The sequence below is a fragment of the Dietzia sp. CQ4 genome (genome assembly GCF_014145125.1).
In the GTDB taxonomy this organism is placed as follows: domain Bacteria; phylum Actinomycetota; class Actinomycetes; order Mycobacteriales; family Mycobacteriaceae; genus Dietzia; species Dietzia natronolimnaea.
The window spans coordinates 1-18,595 of record NZ_JAALDZ010000022.1 but is presented as its reverse complement, the minus strand read 5'-3'; the positions used below and the strand labels follow the sequence as shown (position 1 = coordinate 18,595).

The following is an 18,595-nucleotide window of genomic DNA, read 5'->3' as shown; positions in this document are numbered from 1 at the left end:
CCGTGTGCCTTGTTGTGCACATCTGTTCGAACCCGAACCTGCCTAGAGTTGTATCACGCGGGTCCGACAGAGTCGACATTCGTGGCGACATTTCTTCGAACACCTGTGTGGCGCTCACGTCCGACGGGCAGTAGGGTGTACACAGATAGCGACGTCGAACACCCATTCGCCGAAGGGACCCCCACATGCCCAAGCCCGACTTCGAGGCCCTGACGACCCGCCAGAAGAGCGTTCTGTTGCACATCCACGACACGGTCAAGGACCGGGGCTATCCCCCGAGCATCCGAGAGATCGGTGACGCCGTCGGTCTGCAGTCGACCTCCTCGGTGGCCCACCAGTTGCGGACGTTGGAGAAGAAGGGCTTCCTGACCCGTGATCCGCACAAGCCGCGGGCGGTCGACGTCCACGGCGTCCCGGGGCAGCGGTCCCGGGGTCGTCGCGCGCCCGCCCAGGAGGAGACGCGTCCCAGCGGGGCCGTGGAGCCCGTCTACGTCCCTGTCCTGGGGCGGATCGCGGCCGGCGGTCCTATCCTCGCCGAGCAGGCGGTGGAGGAGGTCTTCCCCCTCCCCTCCGACCTGGTGGGTTCCGGGGACCTGTTCATGCTCAGAGTGGTCGGCGAGTCGATGATCGACGCCGCGATCTGTGACGGGGACTACGTGGTGGTGCGCCGTCAGAACGTCGCGGACAACGGCGAGATCGTGGCGGCGATGATCGACGGGGAGGCCACGGTCAAGACTTTCCGCCGGGACTCGAGCGGGGTGTGGCTCCTGCCCCACAACCCGTCGTTCAGTCCGATTCCCGGGGAGCACGCGACGATCCTCGGAAAGGTCGTCACGGTCTTCCGCAAGCTCTGAACCGGCCGGAGCCGGGTGTCGCCTGATCCGTCGACGGGGTCAGGCGACACCGTCACGGGATCCGGGGACCCGATACTCCCCGAGCTCTCCGGCCACGGAGGCCGGAAGCCGGACCACGATCCTCGTGCCGTCCTTCGTGTGATCCTCGTCCACCACGGCGCCCTCCGCGTGGACACGGGAGACCACATCACCCCGGGTGAACGGGATCTCGAGTGTGACCTCCGTGTCCCCGGAGGCGACCACCCGCATTATTCGGTCGAGGAGCTCGTCGAACCCCTCACCCGTCGCCGCCGAGACGAAGACCGCGTCCGGCAGGGCGTGGTGCAGTTCCGTCAACACCACCGGGTCAGCCACGTCGACCTTGTTGATCACCACGAGTTCGCGGGGCCTCTCGGCCTTCTGCTCTTCCACGACGTCGTTGATGACGGTGCGGACGGCCTCGATCTGGCGCAGGGGGAAGGCGTCCGATCCGTCGACCACGTGCAGGAGCAGCTCGGAGTCCACGACCTCCTCCAACGTCGAGCGGAACGCCTCGACGAGCTGGGTCGGGAGGTGTCGGACGAATCCGACCGTATCTGTGAAGACCACGACCCGCCCGTCGGGGAGCTCGGCCCGCCGTGTGGTGGGGTCCAGCGTGGCGAACAGTGCGTTCTGGACCAGTACACCCGCACCGGTCAAGCGGTTGAGCAGGCTCGACTTCCCGGCGTTGGTGTACCCGGCGATCGCGATCGACGGCACCGGGGTGGCGCGACGGCGATGCCGCTTGGTGTCCCGGGCCTGCTTCATGCCCTTGATCTCACGGCGCAGCCTCGCCGTGCGCTCCCTGATTCGGCGGCGGTCCGTCTCGATCTTGGTCTCACCGGGACCACGGAGTCCGACGCCTCCGTTGCTGCCCGCCCGGCCACCCGCCTGCCGGGAGAGTGCCTCACCCCAGCCACGCAGTCGCGGGAGCATGTACTCCATCTGCGCCAGCGACACCTGGGCCTTACCCTCACGGCTGGTCGCATGTTGGGCGAAGATGTCGAGGATCAGCGCGGTGCGGTCGATCACCTTGACGTTGACGACCTTCTCGAGCGCGATGAGCTGACCCGGCGTGAGCTCGCCGTCACAGATCACCGTGTCCGCCCCCGTCGCGGTGATCACGTCCTTCAGGGTCTTGGCCTTCCCCGAACCGATGTAGGTGGCGGGGTCCGGCTTGTCGCGGCGCTGGATCAGCGCGTCGCAGACCTCGGAGCCTGCGGTCTCGGCGAGCTGTGCCAACTCGGCCATCGCGGCCTCCGCCTGGGCGGCGGTACCCTCGGTCCAGACCCCGACCAGCACGACCCGCTCGAGGCGGAGTTGGCGGTACTCGGCGTCGTTGACGTCCTGGAGTTCGGTCGACAACCCGACGACCCGGCGCAGCGAGGAGCGCTCCTCGAGCTGGAATTCTCCGACCGAAGGGTCATGGTCTCGTGTGGCCCGGTCAGGGGCGGTGTCATCGATAGTCATTCACCGGCATCATCTCACAATTCCGGTCGGGACGCCTCCGTGCGGCGGGCGGGTGGCGGACGCCGGCACCGCCCCTCGGCGACGATCACGGACGGCCCCGTCAGAGTGGAACCCACGCCGGTCAGGGCCACCGCGACCTCTCCCCCGGGAACGGACACCACCACGTCACCGGTGGCCTCTCCGGCGTCGGCGAGGGCCGCGACGGCCGTGGCGACGATTCCGGTGCCGCAGGACATCGTCTCCCCGGATCCTCGCTCGTGGACGCGCATCGACACCCGACCGTCGGTGAGCGGGGTGGCGATCTCCACGTTGACGCCGGCGGGGAAGAAGCCGGTGTCGAACACGGGCGCCTCGTGCACCGGCAGTTCGCGCAACCCTTCGGCCCCCAGGCCCGGGACCACGCACGCGAGGTGGGGGTTACCCATGTCGACGGCGAGGCCGGCGTACACCCGGCCACCGAGCTCCACGGACGAGACCCCGAGAAGCCCGGGCTCGCCCATGTCCACACGGACCACGGCCTGGTCACCGTCATGGATCAGAATATCGGCGGGCCGAGGACCGGATCGTGTGCCCACGGGGATCCGGCCGGCCCCGACCCTGCCGGTCGCCACCAGGGCGTGGGCGAACACCCTCACCCCGTTCCCGCACATCTCCGCGATCGATCCGTCTGCGTTCCGGTAGTCCATGAACCAGTCCGCGGCGTCGACGCCCTCCGGGAGGACGGCGAGGACACCCTGGTCGACCAGTGCACCCGCGGTGGCGATGCGCAGCACCCCGTCGGCGCCGAGGCCGGCCCGTCTGTCGCAGACGGCGCGCACCAGGTCCTCGTCGAGGTCCACCTCCGCGTGGTCGTCGGGCAGGACCACGAAGTCGTTGAGCGTTCCGTGCCCCTTGATAAAGGCGAGGCCGTCGAGAGTGGCGGTCGGGGGCGCGGGTGTCATGCCATCAGATCCTAGCCAATCCGACCGCCGTTCCACGCTGCGGAAAACCCGGATGATCCGTCGGCAGGGGGGCACTAGAGTCGGAGGCGAGAACGGTCCCTATGTGAGGAGAGCATCGATGTCCGAACGCATCACCGTCGGCGACGTCCAGGTCGACGAGGTCCTGTACGACTTCGTCAACACCCAGGCGATCCCGGGCACCGGGGTCGATCCCGACGCGTTCTGGGCGGGAGTCTCCGAGATCTTCACCGACCTGGCCCCGCGCAACCGCGAGCTGCTCGCCGTCCGCGACGACCTGCAGTCGAGGATCGACTCCTGGCACCACGAGAACCCCGCCCCGATCGACCCGGCCACCTACCGTGCGTTCCTGCAGGAGATCGGCTACCTGGTCCCGGAGCCGGACTCCGTTCAGGTCAACACCCAGAACGTGGACGACGAGATCGCCACGGTCGCGGGCCCCCAGTTGGTCGTGCCGATCATGAACGCGCGTTTCGCGATCAACGCCGCCAACGCCCGGTGGGGTTCGTTGTACGACGCGCTCTACGGCACCGACGCGATCCCGGAGTCCGGTGGGGCCGAGCAGGGGTCCTCCTACAACAAGGTCCGCGGGGACCGCGTCATCGCCTGGGCCCGCGAGTTCCTCGACGACGCCGCGCCGCTCGACTCCGGCAGTCACGTCGGCACCACGGGCTACACCGTGGTGGACGGCCGACTGCAGGTGACACTCGCCGACGGGGCGACGACAGGCCTCGCCGATCCCGCACAGTTCGTCGGCTACCTGGGCGACGGCGCCGCCCCGACCTCGGTCCTCCTGCGCAACAACGGCCTGCACGTGGAGGTCCAGATCGACGCCGACTCACCGATCGGATCGACCGACTCCGCCGGCGTCAAGGACGTTGTCCTGGAGTCCGCCGTCTCCACCATCATGGACTTCGAGGACTCCGTCGCGGCCGTCGACGCCGAGGACAAGACCCACGGCTACCGCAACTGGCTGGGTCTGATGAAGGGCGACCTCTCCGAGGAGATCAGCAAGGGCGACAAGACCTTCACCCGCGTCCTCCACGACGACCGGGTCTTCACCGCGCCCGACGGATCCGGCGAGGTCCGGCTCCACGGCCGCTCGATGCTCTTCGTCCGCAATGTGGGGCATCTGATGACCACCCCCGCGGTCCTCGACGCGGAGGGGAACGAGTTGCCCGAGGGCATCCTGGACGCCCTGATCACCTCGCTGGCGGGCATGCACGGCATCGCGCCGGGCAACGAGCGCGGCAACAGCCGGACCGGGTCCATCTACATCGTCAAGCCCAAGCAGCACGGCCCGGCCGAGGTGGCCTTCACCACCGAGCTGTTCGGCCGGGTCGAGGCGCTCCTCGGTCTGCCGGAGAACACCCTCAAGGTGGGCATCATGGACGAGGAGCGGCGCACCTCGGTCAACCTCGCAGCCTGCATCGCCGAGGCCACCGATCGCGTCGTCTTCATCAACACCGGCTTCCTCGACCGGACCGGGGACGAGATCCACACCTCCATGGAGGCCGGCCCGATGATCCGCAAGGGTGAGATGAAGTCCGCCCGCTGGATGACCGCCTACGAGGACTTCAACGTCGACACCGGCCTGGCCTGCGGTCTGCGCGGTCGCGCGCAGATCGGGAAGGGCATGTGGGCCAAGACCGACCTCATGGCCGAGATGCTCGCCGAGAAGATCGGGCAACCGAGGGCCGGCGCCAACACCGCGTGGGTGCCGTCGCCGACCGGCGCGACCCTCCACGCGACCCACTACCACCGGGTGAACGTGATGTCCCGACAGGAGGAACTCCTCGCCGGCGGACCGCGCGCGAGCGTCGACGACATCCTCAGCGTCCCCCTCGCGACCGACACGAACTGGACCGACGCCGAGAAGAAGGAGGAGGTCGACAACTCGTGCCAGACCATCCTCGGTTATGTCGTCCGGTGGGTCGAACAGGGCATCGGCGTCTCGAAGGTGCCGGACATCCACGACGTCAACCTGATGGAGGACCGCGCCACCCTGCGGATCTCCTCGCAGATGCTCGCCAACTGGATCCGTCACGACATCATCACGGCCGAGGACGTCGAGGACTCGTTGCGCCGGATGGCGGAGATCGTCGACCAGCAGAACGCCGGTGACGAGGCATACCGGAACATGGCGCCGGACTTCGACTCGTCGATCGCCTGGCAGGCCGCCCGCGAGCTCATCCTCGAGGGGACCGGGCAGCCCTCGGGCTACACCGAGCCGATCCTGCACCGTCGCCGCCGCGAGTTCAAGGCCGCCAACGGGCTGTAGAACGGCCCCGCCGCGAAGCCCGGAAGGATCCGCTGCCCGCACACCGGGATCCGCTCCCCCACAGGGGTAGCGGATCCCGGGCCGAGGTAGCGGATCCTTCCGCGTCAGGGGTGCAGGTCCGCGACGGCCGCCCTCAGGACCCCGACGGCGGCGTCGCGGCGCTCCTCGGTGAACCTCGCCTCGGGCCCCGACGCGGACACCGCGACCGCGGCGTCCCCGACCCCCACCGTGATCGCGACACAGCGGACGCCCTCCTCCTGTTCCGACTCGTCGGTGGCGAACCCCACCCTGCGTACGTGGGCGAGCTCGTCCAACAACCGGTCCGGGTCGACGATGGTGGCATCCGTGTACCCGGGCATGCCGGTCCGTTCCAGCATCGCGCGGACCTCGTCGTCGTCGTCCCGGGCGACCAACGCCTTCCCCACCGCCGTGCAGTGCACGTGCACCCGACGGCCCACCTCGGTGAACATCCGCATCGAGTGCGGCGACGGGACCTGGGCGAGGTACACGACACCGTCCCCCTCACGAACGGCGAGGTTGGCGGTCTCGCCGGTCCCGTCGACCACGGCCGCGAGCACCGGCTGGGCCCACGACCACGTCGCCCTCCCCGCGACCTCGCCGATCCGCTGCAATCGGGGGCCGAGCAGATAGTCGCGGCGCGCGTCCCGGCGGAGGTGACCCGACTCGGCGAGCGTCCCGCACAGCCGGTGGACGGTGGCCGCGGCCAGGCCCGTGTCGGCGCACAGCTCCCCGAGGGACGCGCGGCCGCCCCGCCGGGCCAACGAGTCGAGGAGGGCGAACGCCCGGTCGACCGACTGGACGCGGGTGCGGCCGGGGTTCGAGGCGCTCATCGCGGAGCCTCACCGAGGAGCTCGAGTGCTGTCTCCACAGGGGTCCGTCCACCGCGGGGCGTGCCGTCGACCTGGCGGGTGTCGGTGTCGATCCACCTGATGCGGTGATCACGCCCGAACCACGACCGCTGCCTGCGCACGTACCGGCGGGTGCCGATCAGCGTGCGCTCCCGGGCGCGGGCCACCCCCTCGTCGTCGATCCCCAGCTCGTCGTCCATCTCGTCGAGAACCTGCGCGTACCCGATGGCCCGCCGGGCCGTCACGCCCTCGAGCAGTCCGAGCCCGACGAGCCCACGCACCTCGTCGATCAGCCCGTCGGCGAACATGCGCCCGGTACGGGCGTCCAGCCGGTCATCGAGCTCGGGAAGCGCGCACCGTAGGCCGAGCAGCCGCGTGCCCCACCGAGGTGCGCCGATGGTCGGTCTCGAGGCGGAGAACGGCTGACCGGTCAGCTCCACCACCTCCAGCGCCCGAACAGTCCGGCGGGGATCGGTCGGCAGGATGGTCCGAGCGGCCTCGGGGTCCGCGCGGGCGAGCTCGGCGTGCAACGCCCGGACCCCGATCTCCTCGAGGCGCCGTTCGTAGCGCGCCCGGACCGCGGGATCCGTGTCGGGGATGGACCAGCCGTCGACCAGGGCCTGGATGTACATCATCGATCCTCCGCACAGGATCGGCACGTTCCCGCGCTCCCGGATCTCCGCGATCTCACGCTCGGCCTCGCGACGGAAGTCGGCGACGCTCGCGGTCTCGGTCACCTCGAGGACGTCGAGCCTGTGGTGCGGGATGCCACGTCGGAGGGACGGCGGGAGCTTCGCGGTACCGATGTCCATGCCGCGGTACTGCTGCATGGCGTCACAATTGACCACCTCCCCGCCCAGCCGCTGCGCCAGATCGAGGGCGAGGTCGGACTTCCCGGTGCCGGTCGGGCCCACCACCGCGACCGGTGCGGGGCCGCTCACCCGTGACCCCCCTGGCCCGGGGAATCCGACGACGACGAGAGATCCCAGCGAGCGCAGTGATACCCCACACCGAACGGCGCCCAGGACACCGACTCCACCGCAGACCTCTCCCCGACCAGCCCGGCCAGCCCGAGCCACGCGGGCCGGCTCCACCACCCCACGGCCTCCGCCACCGCGTCACCGGGATCGGGCAGCGGGCCACCGCGCCGCAGCCACTCGGTGAGCTCCGAGTCAAGGGCGACACCACGCGGGTCCTCGGGCACGGGTGCCCGGGGGGTGAGGGAGGCGGGACCGTCCCCCACGACGACCACGAGGGTGTCGCGACCGGGGGGCCGAGAGACCCGTCCACCGCCGGTGACGCCCGCGAACGACCGGGGCTGGTCGATCCCGGCGCGGTCGAGCAGCCACCATGCGATCAGGGCCGCGTCGGGGACATCCTCGTACTCGGCTTCCACCGCCTCGGAACGCCCGACCCGGACCGCCGCCCCCCACCTCGACAGCGAGGAACGGACGTCACCCATCGTCCGCCCCTCGGGGTCCGAGCCGAGCACGAGCACCCTCTCGAGGCCGGACGACGCCGTCCTGAGCAGATCCAGCGCGGCGTCGACCTGGCCGGCGGTCTCCGCGGCCGCCTCTCCGGACAGTTCGGGCACCAGAACCGGTGCGCCGGGTACCAGGACGACAGGGGTGTTCACACGGAGCACCTTACTGACCTCCGCAGGAGCGCCGCCCCGGGACTCTGTCGGACTCGCTGGGGATACCCCGGCGCCCGGGCGGCGGTTGGTACACACTAGGGAGATGCCGACCCCTCACCGGGACGGCGAGGCGACGACCGGTGGGATTCCGGCGATGGTGCCGTGTCACGCGGCAGAACGAAACGAGGACCAGATGAGCGACCAGTCACCGACCACCCCCGGGGAGGCGAACCCCGGAACGTCCGCACCGACCCCCACTCCGACCCCGGGCCCGCGTCCCGGTGCGCCGTCCCCCGCAGCACTGGCCCGGAAGGTGGCACCGCGAGCGGTGGCGGCCCCCGAGTCGCGCATCGTCCGGGCGTCGGACCCGTCCGAATGGGGTCGGGTCGACGACTCCGGCGCCGTGTTCGTCAGGACCTCCGAGGGCGAACGCCAGGTCGGCTCCTGGCAGGCGGGTGCACCCGAGGAAGGTCTGGCCCACTTCGGCCTCCGGTACGACGACCTGGTCGCGGAGGTCTCACTCCTCGAGGCGCGACTCGACTCGCACCCACAGGACGCGCGGAAGACCCGGGCCTCCGCCGAGGCCCTCGCCGAGCAGCTCCCCTCCGCTGCGGCCGTGGGAGATCTCGACGCCCTCGCGACCCGACTCGCCACCGTGGTCGAGCGCTCCGGCGCTGTCGAGGTCGAGGCGCGCCAACGCAAGGACGAGGAGCGCGCCACCGCGATCGCCCGCAAGGAGGCGCTGGCCGTCGAGGCGGAGGAGATCGGTGAGTCGTCGACCCAGTGGAAGGCCGCCGGCGATCGCCTCAGGGAGATCCTCGACGAGTGGAAGACCATTCGCGGCATCGACCGCAAGACCGACGACGCACTGTGGAAGCGCTTCTCCAAGGCCCGCGAGGCGTTCAACCGGCGCCGTGGTTCCCACTTCGCGGAACTCGACCGCACCCGCGCCTCCGTCAAGCGCGTCAAGGAGGAGCTGGTCGAACGAGCCGAAGCCATCTCGGCCTCGACCGACTGGAACGACACGGCCACCGCGTTCAGGCGCCTCATGGACGAGTGGAAAGCCGCGGGCCGCGCTCCCCGCGAGGCCGACGACGCCCTGTGGAAGCGCTTCAAGGCGGCCCAGGACACGTTCTTCGACGCCCGCCACGCCGCGGCCGCCGAGCGTGACGCGGAGTTCGAGGGCAATGCGGACGCCAAGGAGGCGCTGCTCACCGAGTTCTCGGCCCGGATCGACCCGGACAAGAACCTCGACGCGGCCCGTGCCGCACTACGGGAGCTACAGACCCGCTGGGAGGAGATCGGCAAGGTCCCGCGGGAGAGGATGGGGCAGCTCGAGGGACGGATCCGCGCCCTGGAGAAGTCCGTCTCCGACGCGGCCGACGCCGAATGGCGGCGTACCGACCCCGAGGCCAAGGCCCGCGCCGCCCAGTTCTGGGTGCGGGTGGACGATTTCGAGGCACAGGCCGCGAAGGCCGACGCGGCGGGCAAGTCGAAGGACGCCGAGAAGGCCCGCGCGCAGGCCATGCAGTGGAAGGAATGGGCCGAGGCCGCCGAGAACGCGGTCGACACCCGCTGATCACGCCGACAGGGCCCCACCGACACGGTGGGGCCCTGCTGCACGGGGTGGGTCCGACGGGTGCGGCGACCCGGTTCAGTCGCGGTGGCGGACGGAGTCCTCGAGCTCGCGCTGTTCGGGGGTGCGCGCCCACAGGACGCCGGCCAGGGTCATCACCAGCAGCAGCACCAGGATCACGCTGACGTACAAGCCGATCCCGGGGGCGCCGAAGTCCTGGAAGTCGGGGTTCGGTCCCCGTCCGGACTGGCGCAGCCAGATCGCCAGCATCCCGTACACCGTGGCCACGCAACTGGCGCCCCAGGCGATCCCCGCCGCCCACCACTTCTGGGTGATGATCATGACGGCGCCGAACAGGATGGCGCCGGCCGAGTAGAGCAGGACGAACACGTGGGAGGGCAGCGAGGTCTGTTGGTCCCGGGCCGCCTCGGTGAAGAAGAGCACGTCCAGTCCACGCACCCCGTCGCTGTGGGGAAGCGCGAGAGCGGCGGCGAGCAACACGATCAGCAACGCCGACGCCAGATAGGCCCTGCCGATGACGAGGGTGTGGCCCAACATCCTGTCCCTGCGTCGGAACTCCGAATCCACGGTCCTGCTGGATTCCATGATCCCCTGGATGGGGTCCGGGCGGTCAGCGGTGTTCACGTGAGGCATCCCTTCTGGGTGGTGTCGGAGGCGAGGGCATCACGTCGCAGCGTGGGCAGTCCGAGCCCCACGCCGATCGGGGGGGTCTCCGGCTTCTCACCGGCCTCGTGCCGGTCACCCGCCCTGGTGGCCCGACAGGTCAGCACGCCGTCGTCGGCGAGCAGATGGTGCGGGGCGGCCGAGCTGATCCGGGTGGTGACCACGTCGCCGGGTCGGATCCGCCCGGCGTGCTCCCCCACCGGGGCGAAGTGCACCAGACGGCCGTCCCGGGCCCTGCCGGTCATCCGGGCGGTGGCGGCGTCCTTCCGTCCCTGGTCGGCGGTGACGAGCAGCTCGACCTCGCGACCGACCTGCTTCCGGTTCTCCTCGAGGGTGATCCGCTCCTGCAGGTCGATCAGCCTCTCGTAGCGCTCCTGCACGACGGACTTGGGTACCTGGTCGGTCATCGTCGCCGCCGGAGTCCCCGGTCGCGGTGAGTACTGGAAAGTGAACGCGCTCGTGAACCGCGCCTTCTCCACGACGTCGAGGGTGGCCTGGAAGTCCTCCTCGGTCTCCCCGGGGAATCCGACGATGATGTCCGTGGTGATGGCCGCGTGCGGCATCGCGGCCCGCACCCTGTCCAGGATGCCCAGAAAACGCTCCGACCGGTACGAACGGCGCATCGCGCGCAGGACACGGTCCGAACCGGACTGCAGGGGCATGTGAAGCTGCGGGCACACGGCGGGGGTGTCGGCCATCGCCTCGATCACGTCGTCGGTGAACTCCGCGGGATGTGGTGAGGTGAACCGGATCCGCTCGATGCCCTCGACCCGACCGGCGGCGCGCAGCAACTTCGCGAAGGCGCCCCTGTCGGATGGTTCGGCGGGATCGTGGAACGACCGCCCGTAGGCGTTGACGTTCTGTCCGAGCAGGGTGACCTCCAGGACACCCTCATCCGCCAGTGCCTTCATCTCGGCGAGGACCTCACCGGGTCTCCGGTCCACCTCCTTGCCGCGGAGGGACGGGACGATGCAGAACGTGCAGGTGTTGTTGCAGCCGACGGAGACCGAGACCCAGCCGGCGTAGGCGGACTCCCGGGTGGCGGGAAGGGTCGAGGGGAAGTGCTGGAGCGAGTCGGCGATCTCCACCTCGGCCCGCTCGTTGTGCCGGGAGCGCTGGAGCAGGGTGGGCAGATGCCCGAGATTGTGGGTACCGAAGACGACGTCGACCCACGGGGCCCGTGAGACCACGACGTCCTTGTCCTTCTGTGCCAGGCATCCGCCGACCGCGATCTGCAGTCGGGGATTGGCGTCCTTCCACGGCCGCAGGTGGCCGAGCGTGCCGTACAGGCGGTTGTCCGCGTTCTCGCGGACCGCGCACGTGTTGAACACCACGAGGTCCGGAAGATCGCCCCGGGCGGGATCGGCCTCCCCCTCGAACGGCACGTACCCGGCCGCGTCGAGCACGCCCGAGAGCCGCTCGGAGTCATGGACGTTCATCTGGCACCCGAAGGTCCGCACCTGGTACGTGCGCCCCTCGACGCGCTCGACACCGGTGTCTCCGGCCGTCGCCTGCAGGTCGGTCACGAGAGAATCCACGCAGGCCAGGGTACTCAGGGCGACACCTGGGCCGCCAATTCGGCATCGACCACCGTCATCGCCAACCCCGTCGGATAGCCCCGGCGGGCGAGGAACGCCACCAGCCTGCGCCGTTCTCCCTGGAGATCCGCCCCGGGACCGGGGTCGACCGGGCTGCGGCTGAGCCGCGCGCGCACGAGGTCGGTGGCCTGCTGTCGGTCATCGGCCTCGTCGATGCCGGCCACCGCCCCCGCGATATGCACCTCGGCGACGCCCTTCTCGCGCAGCTCGCGTTCGAGTGCACCCCGCGACCGTCCGCGTCGACGCCGCCGGCCCCTGACCCATTCCGAGGCGAAGTCCGCGTCATCGAGCAGACCCCAGGCGCGGACCCTGTCCAGGGCCTCGTCCACCGCATCCGGCGCATGCTCCTTACCCAGAAGCCGCTCCCGCAGTTCGTGTCGGCTCCGTGGCCGGTGGCGCAGAAGCCGGAGAGCCGCCGTCGCGGCCTCGTGGGCCTCGGGGGCCAACGGAGGCAGGTCCGAACTGCTTGACGGCCTGGCCTCCACCGCCGCGATCGCGGTGCGCAGGTCGTCCGCGTCGACACCCTGCCCCCGCTCGGCCGCACGCGGGTCCTGCACGCTCATCAGAACTCGACGGGCACCACGTCGATGGGCGCGTCCTCGTCGGACTCCGCCTCGATCTCCGCGATCTCCGCGCCCGCCCCGATGTTGAGCTTGTCGAGGATCTTCCGCTCGATCTCGTCGCGGACCGAGGGGTTCTCCTTGAGGTACCGGCGGGCGTTCTCCTTGCCCTGACCCAACTGGTCCGCCCCGTAGGTGAACCAGGAACCCGACTTCTTGACGAAGCCGTTCTCCACGCCCATGTCGATGAGCGATCCCTCGCGACTGATGCCCTCGCCGTAGAGGATGTCGAACTCCGCGATCTTGAACGGCGGCGCGATCTTGTTCTTGACGACCTTGACCTTGGTGCGGTTACCCACCGCATCCGCGCCGTCCTTGAGGGTCTCGATCCGGCGCACGTCCAGGCGGACGGAGGCGTAGAACTTGAGCGCCTTACCGCCCGTGGTGGTCTCGGGCGAGCCGAACATCACCCCGATCTTCTCGCGCAGCTGGTTGATGAAGATCGCGGTGGTGTTGGTGTTGTGCAGCGCACCCGTCATCTTGCGGAGCGCCTGGCTCATCAGTCGCGCCTGCAAGCCCACGTGGCTGTCGCCCATCTCGCCCTCGATCTCCGCCCGCGGCACCAACGCCGCGACGGAGTCGACCACCAGGATGTCGATGGACCCCGACCTGACCAGCATGTCGGCGATCTCGAGCGCCTGCTCACCGGTGTCCGGCTGGGAGACGATGAGGTTGTCCGTGTCCACGCCGAGCTTGCGGGCGTACTCCGGATCCAACGCGTGCTCCGCGTCGATGAACGCGGCGATCCCGCCGGCGGCCTGCGCGTTGGCCACCGCGTGCAGCGCGACGGTCGTCTTGCCGGACGACTCCGGACCGTAGATCTCCACGACGCGGCCCCGTGGGAACCCGCCGATCCCGAGTGCCACGTCGAGGGACAGGGCACCGGACGGGATGACCTTGACCGGCGGCCGGGTGTCGTCCCCGAGCCGCATGACCGACCCCTTGCCGTAGGCCTTGTCGATCTGCGCGAGCGCCAACTCCAGCGCCTGTTCGCGGTTCTGGGCCACGCCCGTCCTGGTACCTGACTTGGCGGTGGTCTTGGGGGCCATGATGCTCTCCGTTCGTGCTCGACCTCCGGTGTCGTGCCGGACGGTCTGTGTGGTCTGCTCGCTCGCGGACGCTACGGGTCGGGTACGACAGATACGTCTCGCACGAGCCCGGCAACCCTTCACTGTGGAGGGATGTCGCCCTGTGGACGGGCCATCCCGTCATCACATGACCCGAGTGTAGACGAACGCGTGTTCGAGATCGAACGACACGCCGCCACGGGGTCAGCGTAATGAGTCGGGAACCTCGAACTCCGAACACAGCGCCAACCAGACCTGCTTGACGGAGGCACCGGCGTCGATGGCCTCGTCGGCGGTGCGCCCGTCGAACGCGGCCAGATGATGGGACCTCACGAGATGATCGGCCCGCAGGTCCCCGAAGGCCTCGACGGTCCGGGCCCTGAACTCGGTCAGTGTCACGTGTGCCCCTTCACCACGGACGACGACGGGCCGCCGGTCAGTTCACCGGCGGCCCGTCCTCGGACGACTCACTGCTGTTCGGTCTGCGCCTGCTGCTGAGGCGGGGTGGCGGACTGCGGCTGCCCCTGGGGGAGCTGGGACGCAGAGCCGGTCCCCTGTCCGAGCTGACCACCCTCGGCCTTCATCGACGCCCGGATCTGCTCGAGACGGCTGTGCCCGGCCATCTGGGTCGAGGCCTGCTCGACCTCAAGCATCCGGCCCTGAACCGAGTTCTGGGCGAGCTCCGCCGACCCGAGGGCGTTGGCGTACCGCCGCTCGATCTTGTCGCGGACCTGGTCGAGGTTCGGGGTGTTCCCGCCCGACGAGACCTCGGACATGGACTGCAGCGACGCGCTGACCTGCTCCTGCATCTTGGCCTGCTCCAGCTGGCTGAGCAGCTTGGTCCGTTCGGCCACCTTCTGCTGGAGCACCATCGCGTTCTGCTCCACGGCCTTCTTGGCCTGGGCCGCGGCCTGGAGCGACTGGTCGTGGAGTCCCTTGAGGTCCTCGACGTTCTGCTCGGCGGTGACCAGCTGAGCGGCGAAGGCCTCCGCGGCGTTCTCGTACTCGGTCGCCTTCTGGGTGTCGCCGTTCTGATGGGCCTGCTCGGACATCTGCAGTGCCTGCCGCGTGGAGCCCTGCAGCTTCTCGATGTCGGCGAGCTGGCGGTTGAGCTTCATCTCCAGTTGCCGCTGGTTGCCGATCACGGCGGCCGCCTGCTGGGACAGCTGCTGGTGCTGCCGCTGCGCGTCCGAGATGGCCTGCTGGATCTGGACCTTGGGGTCAGCATTCTCGTCGATCTTCGAATCGAACAACGCCATGAGGTAGCGCCATGCCTTGGTGAACGGATTGGCCATCGCTGCGTAGTGTCCTTCTGCCGATTCGGACGACTGGTCGGTACCACGGTACCGAACAAGGTCGGGGGGCGACCACCGGGCGTTGCCGGGGTGGGGCTCAGGCCGCGAGGACGGGCTCCGCGACGGTGCCCGGGAGCGAGACGGTACCCGGGGGCGAGACCTCGAGGGCCGCGCGGATGAGGATCTCGCCGAGCGAGACGTCGAGAGCACCCGAGATGGACGCGAGCAACTCGCTCGAGGCCTCCTTGCGACCACGTTCGATCTCGGAGAGGTACCCGGGACTCACCCGGGCGGCGTCGGCGACGTCCCGCAGGGTCCGCCCCGAATCCCCCCGCAGGCCGCGAAGGACCGTCCCGAGGGTCTCCCGCAGCAGCGGGGGCCCGCTCCGGTGGTCCGGTCGGGGCAGCGTGGTCATCTGGATGTTCGGCATCACGGGGTACAACGCCTCACGTCGCCGATTCGTTCCCGACCTCGTCGACGATCCCCACCAGCAGATCGAGGGCGGCGGCACAGGCCGCCCGACGGATCTCGGCTCGACCGCCGTCCAGGGAGAGCTCGGTCGACCTCGCCGCGACTCCCGGCGCGCAGATCCCCACGTGAACGGTCCCCACGGCCCGCCCCTCCTGGCGGTCGGGTCCCGCCACACCGGTCAGACCCACACCGACGTCGGCGCCGCATCGCTCCGCCGCCCCCAGGGCGAGCGCGCGCGCCGTCTCCCCCGACACGGCCCCGTGCCTCCGGAGAACCTCCTCGGCAACGCCCGCGAGAGTGTGCTTGAGATCGGTGGCGTAGACAACCAGGCCACCCCGGAGCACCGCGCTCGCCCCCGGAACCCCCGCCACCGTGGCCGCGAGCATCCCCGCGGTCAGCGACTCGGCGGTCGCCAGGGTCCACCCGCGCCCGCCGAGTGCGGCCACCGCGGCCGCGGCACCCGGATCGGGGAGATCAGCGGAGGTCATGGCAACCCGGGCCGGGGGGCTCAGTGCCCGGCCCTGGCGGCCTGACGCGCCTTCACCAGGTAATCGATACCCGTGTAGACGGTCAGGACCAGCGCCACGCCGATCACGGCCCATTCGACGGGCCAGACCCAGTGCGGTAGCGGGAGGATCAGCATGCCCAGCCCCAGGGTCTGGGTCACGGTCTTGAGCTTGCCACCCTTACTGGCCGCCACCACGTGGTCGACGCCGAACAGACGCCAGAGGGTGATCCCCACCTCGCGGACGAGGATCACGATCGTCACCCACCAGAACAGCTCGTGGACCAGGGACAGCGAGATCATCGCCGCCGCCATGAGCGCCTTGTCCGCGATCGGGTCGGCGATCTTGCCGAAGTCCGTCACCAGACCCAGCCGCCGGGCGAGGTACCCGTCCACGTAGTCGGTCGCCATCGCGAGCACGAAGACGACGAACGCACCCACCCGCCACCACGGGTCCTGCGCGTCGGCCACGAAGAACAGGACCACGAACACCGGGACCAACACGATCCGCAGGACGGTGAGCACGTTGGCGATGTTGAGTACGGGGACCTCGGCGCCGGGGCGTCCGTCATCGGTGATGGGAAGTGTCACCCCCTCACCTTAGCGAGACCCGGCCGAATACCCTTGATCCGACAACACCCCCGCAGCGACCAGGAAGGACCACACCGATGCCGCTCTTCGCAGTCGACTACCGGTACGAGCCCGAGCAGACCGATGACCGGGAGGCCAACAAGCCCGCCCATCGCGAGTGGCTCTCCGCCCAGGTCGACGCGGGATCGATCCGGTCGGTGGGTCCGTACACGGACGGCTCGGGCGCCCTGCTCGTCGTCGAGGCCGCCGATTCCGACACCGCCCGCGCACTGGTGGCGGAGGACCCCCACTGTCTGCGCGGAATGGTCTCCGAGGTCACCGTCCGGGAGTGGATGCCGGTGTACGGCGCGCTGGCCTGAGAGCGCGCGGTTCAGCCCACCGGCGCCTCGTCCAGGTTCTCGCTCCCGGCAGGCAGGTCTCCCGGGTCCTCCTCGGGCGGGGTGCCGCCCTTGATCATCCAGATGACCGACCCCAGCTCCTCCGGCTTGACCAGCACGTCGCGGGCCTTCGAGCCCTCCGAGGGTCCGACGATGTCGCGGGACTCCATCAGGTCCATGAGCCGACCCGCCTTGGCGAACCCGACGCGGAGCTTGCGCTGCAGCATCGAGGTGGACCCGAACTGGCTGGAGACCACGAGCTCGACGGCCGCGAGCAGGTCGTCGAGGTCGTCCCCGATGTCGCCGTCGATGTCCTTCTTGGACTCCTCCTTGGCGGCGGTGACGGTGTCGTCGTAGTCGGGCTCCGCCTGGTTCTTGGCGTAGTCCACGACCTCGTGGATCTCCTCGTCGGTGATGAACGCACCCTGCATGCGGACGGGTCGCGACGCCCCCATCGGGATGAAGAGACCGTCACCCATCCCGATCAGCTTCTCCGCCCCCGCCTGGTCCAGGATGACCCGCGAGTCGGTGAGCGAGGACGTGGCGAAGGCCAGACGCGACGGCACGTTGGTCTTGATGAGACCCGTGACCACGTCGACGGACGGGCGCTGCGTGGCCAGCACCAGGTGGATCCCGGCGGCACGGGCCTTCTGGGTGATCCGCACGATCGCGTCCTCGATGTCACGCGGCGCGGTCATCATGAGGTCGGCGAGTTCGTCCACCACCGCGACGATGTACGGATACGGGCGGTACACCCGTTCGCTGCCGGGCGGGGTCGTGATGGCACCGGACTTGACCCGTTCGTTGAAATCGGTGATGTGGCGCACGCGGGTGGACTTCATGTCCTGGTAGCGCTGTTCCATCTCCTCGACCAACCACGCCAGCGCGGCGGCCGCCTTCTTGGGCTGCGTGATGATCGGGGTGATCAGGTGTGGGATCCCCTCGTACGGCGTCAGCTCGACCATCTTGGGATCCACGAGGATCAGGCGCACCTCGTCCGGTGTCGCGCGGGTGAGCAACGACACGAGCATCGAGTTGACGAAGCTGGACTTACCCGAACCGGTCGAGCCGGCCACCAGGAGGTGCGGCATCTTGGACAGGTCGGCGGTGACGAAGTCCCCCTCGATGTCCTTGCCCAGTCCGATGAGCATCGGGTTGTGCTTGGTGGCGGTCTTGGGGTCGGTGAGCACGTCGGCCAGCCTCACCAGCTCCCGGTCGAGGTTGGGGACCTCGATGCCCACCGCGGACTTGCCGGGGATCGGGGCGAGGAGACGGACGTTGTCCGTGGCCACCGCGTAGGCGATGTTCCGGTGCAGCGCCGTGATCTTCTCGACCTTGACGCCGGGGCCGAGTTCGACCTCGTAGCGCGTGACCGTCGGCCCGCGGGTGAACCCGGTGACCGCGGCGTCGATCTTGAACTGCTCGAGGACGCCCTGGATGGCGTCGATCATCTGGTCGTTGGACTCGCTGCGCTCCTTGGGCGGGTCCCCCGCGGTCAGCAGGCTGACGGGCGGCAGGGTGTACTCGACGCCGTTGAGCAGTTGCTTCTGGGAGTCGAGGCGCTCGACATCGCTGTCCGCCGCGGTGTGGGTGGACGGGGTGTTGGTCTGCGGCACCTCGGTCGTGCCGCCGGCTCCGCGCGCCTCCGCCGGGCGGACGGTGGCCCCGTTATTGGCGTCCCCGACCGGCGCGCCCGCACCCGCCGCTGCGGCGTCCGGTCCGGT

Annotated in this window: 19 protein-coding genes; 4 read left to right on the top strand and 15 right to left on the bottom strand. The window is 69.8% G+C overall.

Translation table 11 applies throughout. From position 1 onward, the window contains the following. Window positions 1–185 precede the first annotated feature (185 nt). Window positions 186–854 (top strand): transcriptional repressor LexA, encoded by a 669-nt coding sequence (gene lexA, locus G6031_RS01410; RefSeq protein WP_179525407.1) that lies wholly within the window; start codon window positions 186–188, stop codon window positions 852–854. 39 nt (window positions 855–893) lie between these two features. Here lexA and hflX read toward each other — a convergent pair whose 3' ends face one another. Then, window positions 894–2,342 (bottom strand): GTPase HflX, encoded by a 1,449-nt coding sequence (gene hflX / locus G6031_RS01405; RefSeq protein WP_179525408.1) that lies wholly within the window; start codon window positions 2,340–2,342, stop codon window positions 894–896. A gap of 14 nt (window positions 2,343–2,356) precedes the next feature. After that, complete coding sequence (dapF, locus tag G6031_RS01400; RefSeq protein ID WP_182652190.1) at window positions 2,357–3,283, bottom strand: diaminopimelate epimerase; 927 nt, start codon at window positions 3,281–3,283, stop codon at window positions 2,357–2,359. Between the two features lie 118 nt (window positions 3,284–3,401). On the opposite strand from dapF, the gene G6031_RS01395 reads away from it, so the two are divergent. Next, complete coding sequence (locus tag G6031_RS01395) at window positions 3,402–5,582, top strand: malate synthase G (RefSeq protein ID WP_182652189.1); 2,181 nt, start codon at window positions 3,402–3,404, stop codon at window positions 5,580–5,582. A 104-nt stretch (window positions 5,583–5,686) separates the two neighbouring features. Here G6031_RS01395 and G6031_RS01390 read toward each other — a convergent pair whose 3' ends face one another. From G6031_RS01390 to G6031_RS01380, 3 genes are read right to left on the bottom strand one after another with little or no spacing between them, the layout of a single operon-like run. Continuing rightward, window positions 5,687–6,433, bottom strand: coding sequence for an IclR family transcriptional regulator (locus G6031_RS01390; RefSeq protein ID WP_182644401.1), 747 nt, complete (start codon window positions 6,431–6,433; stop codon window positions 5,687–5,689). Next, window positions 6,430–7,392: a tRNA (adenosine(37)-N6)-dimethylallyltransferase MiaA gene (miaA, locus tag G6031_RS01385; RefSeq protein WP_182652188.1), complete on the bottom strand. Its 963-nt coding sequence runs from the start codon at window positions 7,390–7,392 to the stop codon at window positions 6,430–6,432. The genes G6031_RS01390 and miaA overlap by 4 nt, the downstream gene beginning before the upstream one ends. Next, on the bottom strand, window positions 7,389–8,087 hold the full coding sequence (locus tag G6031_RS01380; RefSeq protein ID WP_182652187.1) for a hypothetical protein: 699 nt from the start codon (window positions 8,085–8,087) through the stop codon (window positions 7,389–7,391). Before G6031_RS01380 ends, miaA begins: the two co-directional genes overlap by 4 nt. A 193-nt stretch (window positions 8,088–8,280) precedes the next feature. On the opposite strand from G6031_RS01380, the gene G6031_RS01375 reads away from it, so the two are divergent. Continuing rightward, on the top strand, window positions 8,281–9,666 hold the full coding sequence (locus G6031_RS01375; protein WP_182644403.1) for a DUF349 domain-containing protein: 1,386 nt from the start codon (window positions 8,281–8,283) through the stop codon (window positions 9,664–9,666). Between the two features lie 75 nt (window positions 9,667–9,741). On the opposite strand, the gene G6031_RS01370 is transcribed toward G6031_RS01375, so the two are convergent. The 9 genes from G6031_RS01370 to pgsA form a co-directional block, all read right to left on the bottom strand. After that, window positions 9,742–10,317: a hypothetical protein gene (locus G6031_RS01370; RefSeq protein WP_179525415.1), complete on the bottom strand. Its 576-nt coding sequence runs from the start codon at window positions 10,315–10,317 to the stop codon at window positions 9,742–9,744. Next, the gene (gene miaB / locus G6031_RS01365; RefSeq protein ID WP_182641123.1) at window positions 10,305–11,873 is read right to left on the bottom strand and encodes a tRNA (N6-isopentenyl adenosine(37)-C2)-methylthiotransferase MiaB; all 1,569 of its coding nucleotides are present in this window, start codon (window positions 11,871–11,873) and stop codon (window positions 10,305–10,307) included. Before miaB ends, G6031_RS01370 begins: the two co-directional genes overlap by 13 nt. 26 nt (window positions 11,874–11,899) lie before the next feature. Continuing rightward, on the bottom strand, window positions 11,900–12,508 hold the full coding sequence (locus tag G6031_RS01360) for a regulatory protein RecX (protein ID WP_182641119.1): 609 nt from the start codon (window positions 12,506–12,508) through the stop codon (window positions 11,900–11,902). Further along, window positions 12,508–13,614: a recombinase RecA gene (recA, locus tag G6031_RS01355; RefSeq protein ID WP_182652186.1), complete on the bottom strand. Its 1,107-nt coding sequence runs from the start codon at window positions 13,612–13,614 to the stop codon at window positions 12,508–12,510. Before recA ends, G6031_RS01360 begins: the two co-directional genes overlap by 1 nt. Window positions 13,615–13,836: 222 nt before the next feature. Next, on the bottom strand, window positions 13,837–14,031 hold the full coding sequence (locus G6031_RS01350; RefSeq protein WP_179525418.1) for a DUF3046 domain-containing protein: 195 nt from the start codon (window positions 14,029–14,031) through the stop codon (window positions 13,837–13,839). A 68-nt stretch (window positions 14,032–14,099) separates the two neighbouring features. Then, on the bottom strand, window positions 14,100–14,927 hold the full coding sequence (locus G6031_RS01345; protein WP_179525419.1) for a PspA/IM30 family protein: 828 nt from the start codon (window positions 14,925–14,927) through the stop codon (window positions 14,100–14,102). Between the two features lie 97 nt (window positions 14,928–15,024). Further along, the gene (locus G6031_RS01340; protein WP_179526252.1) at window positions 15,025–15,357 is read right to left on the bottom strand and encodes a helix-turn-helix transcriptional regulator; all 333 of its coding nucleotides are present in this window, start codon (window positions 15,355–15,357) and stop codon (window positions 15,025–15,027) included. Window positions 15,358–15,373: 16 nt separating this feature from the next. Further along, entirely contained in the window at window positions 15,374–15,886 is a 513-nt protein-coding gene (locus tag G6031_RS01335) for a nicotinamide-nucleotide amidohydrolase family protein (RefSeq protein WP_182652185.1), read from the bottom strand. Between the two features lie 20 nt (window positions 15,887–15,906). After that, window positions 15,907–16,494, bottom strand: coding sequence for a CDP-diacylglycerol--glycerol-3-phosphate 3-phosphatidyltransferase (gene pgsA, locus G6031_RS01330; protein WP_182652184.1), 588 nt, complete (start codon window positions 16,492–16,494; stop codon window positions 15,907–15,909). Window positions 16,495–16,571: 77 nt separating this feature from the next. On the opposite strand from pgsA, the gene G6031_RS01325 reads away from it, so the two are divergent. Then, the gene (locus tag G6031_RS01325) at window positions 16,572–16,853 is read left to right on the top strand and encodes a YciI family protein (protein WP_182652183.1); all 282 of its coding nucleotides are present in this window, start codon (window positions 16,572–16,574) and stop codon (window positions 16,851–16,853) included. 11 nt (window positions 16,854–16,864) lie between these two features. Here G6031_RS01325 and G6031_RS01320 read toward each other — a convergent pair. Then, window positions 16,865–18,595 (bottom strand): DNA translocase FtsK (locus G6031_RS01320; protein WP_241737126.1); only part of this gene is annotated, 1,731 nt, incomplete at its 5' end.

Excerpts from the sequence above, each read along its gene's own strand:
- lexA (WP_179525407.1), top strand. The coding sequence starts at position 186 with ATGCCCAAGCCCGACTTCGAGGCCCTGACGACCCGCCAGAAGAGCGTT.
- hflX (WP_179525408.1), bottom strand. The coding sequence starts at position 2,342 with ATGACTATCGATGACACCGCCCCTGACCGGGCCACACGAGACCATGAC.
- dapF (WP_182652190.1), bottom strand. The coding sequence starts at position 3,283 with ATGACACCCGCGCCCCCGACCGCCACTCTCGACGGCCTCGCCTTTATC.
- G6031_RS01395 (WP_182652189.1), top strand. The coding sequence starts at position 3,402 with ATGTCCGAACGCATCACCGTCGGCGACGTCCAGGTCGACGAGGTCCTG.
- G6031_RS01390 (WP_182644401.1), bottom strand. The coding sequence starts at position 6,433 with ATGAGCGCCTCGAACCCCGGCCGCACCCGCGTCCAGTCGGTCGACCGG.
- G6031_RS01375 (WP_182644403.1), top strand. The coding sequence starts at position 8,281 with ATGAGCGACCAGTCACCGACCACCCCCGGGGAGGCGAACCCCGGAACG.
- G6031_RS01370 (WP_179525415.1), bottom strand. The coding sequence starts at position 10,317 with ATGCCTCACGTGAACACCGCTGACCGCCCGGACCCCATCCAGGGGATC.
- G6031_RS01360 (WP_182641119.1), bottom strand. The coding sequence starts at position 12,508 with ATGAGCGTGCAGGACCCGCGTGCGGCCGAGCGGGGGCAGGGTGTCGAC.
- recA (WP_182652186.1), bottom strand. The coding sequence starts at position 13,614 with ATGGCCCCCAAGACCACCGCCAAGTCAGGTACCAGGACGGGCGTGGCC.
- G6031_RS01345 (WP_179525419.1), bottom strand. The coding sequence starts at position 14,927 with ATGGCCAATCCGTTCACCAAGGCATGGCGCTACCTCATGGCGTTGTTC.
- G6031_RS01340 (WP_179526252.1), bottom strand. The coding sequence starts at position 15,357 with ATGCCGAACATCCAGATGACCACGCTGCCCCGACCGGACCACCGGAGC.
- G6031_RS01335 (WP_182652185.1), bottom strand. The coding sequence starts at position 15,886 with ATGACCTCCGCTGATCTCCCCGATCCGGGTGCCGCGGCCGCGGTGGCC.
- G6031_RS01325 (WP_182652183.1), top strand. The coding sequence starts at position 16,572 with ATGCCGCTCTTCGCAGTCGACTACCGGTACGAGCCCGAGCAGACCGAT.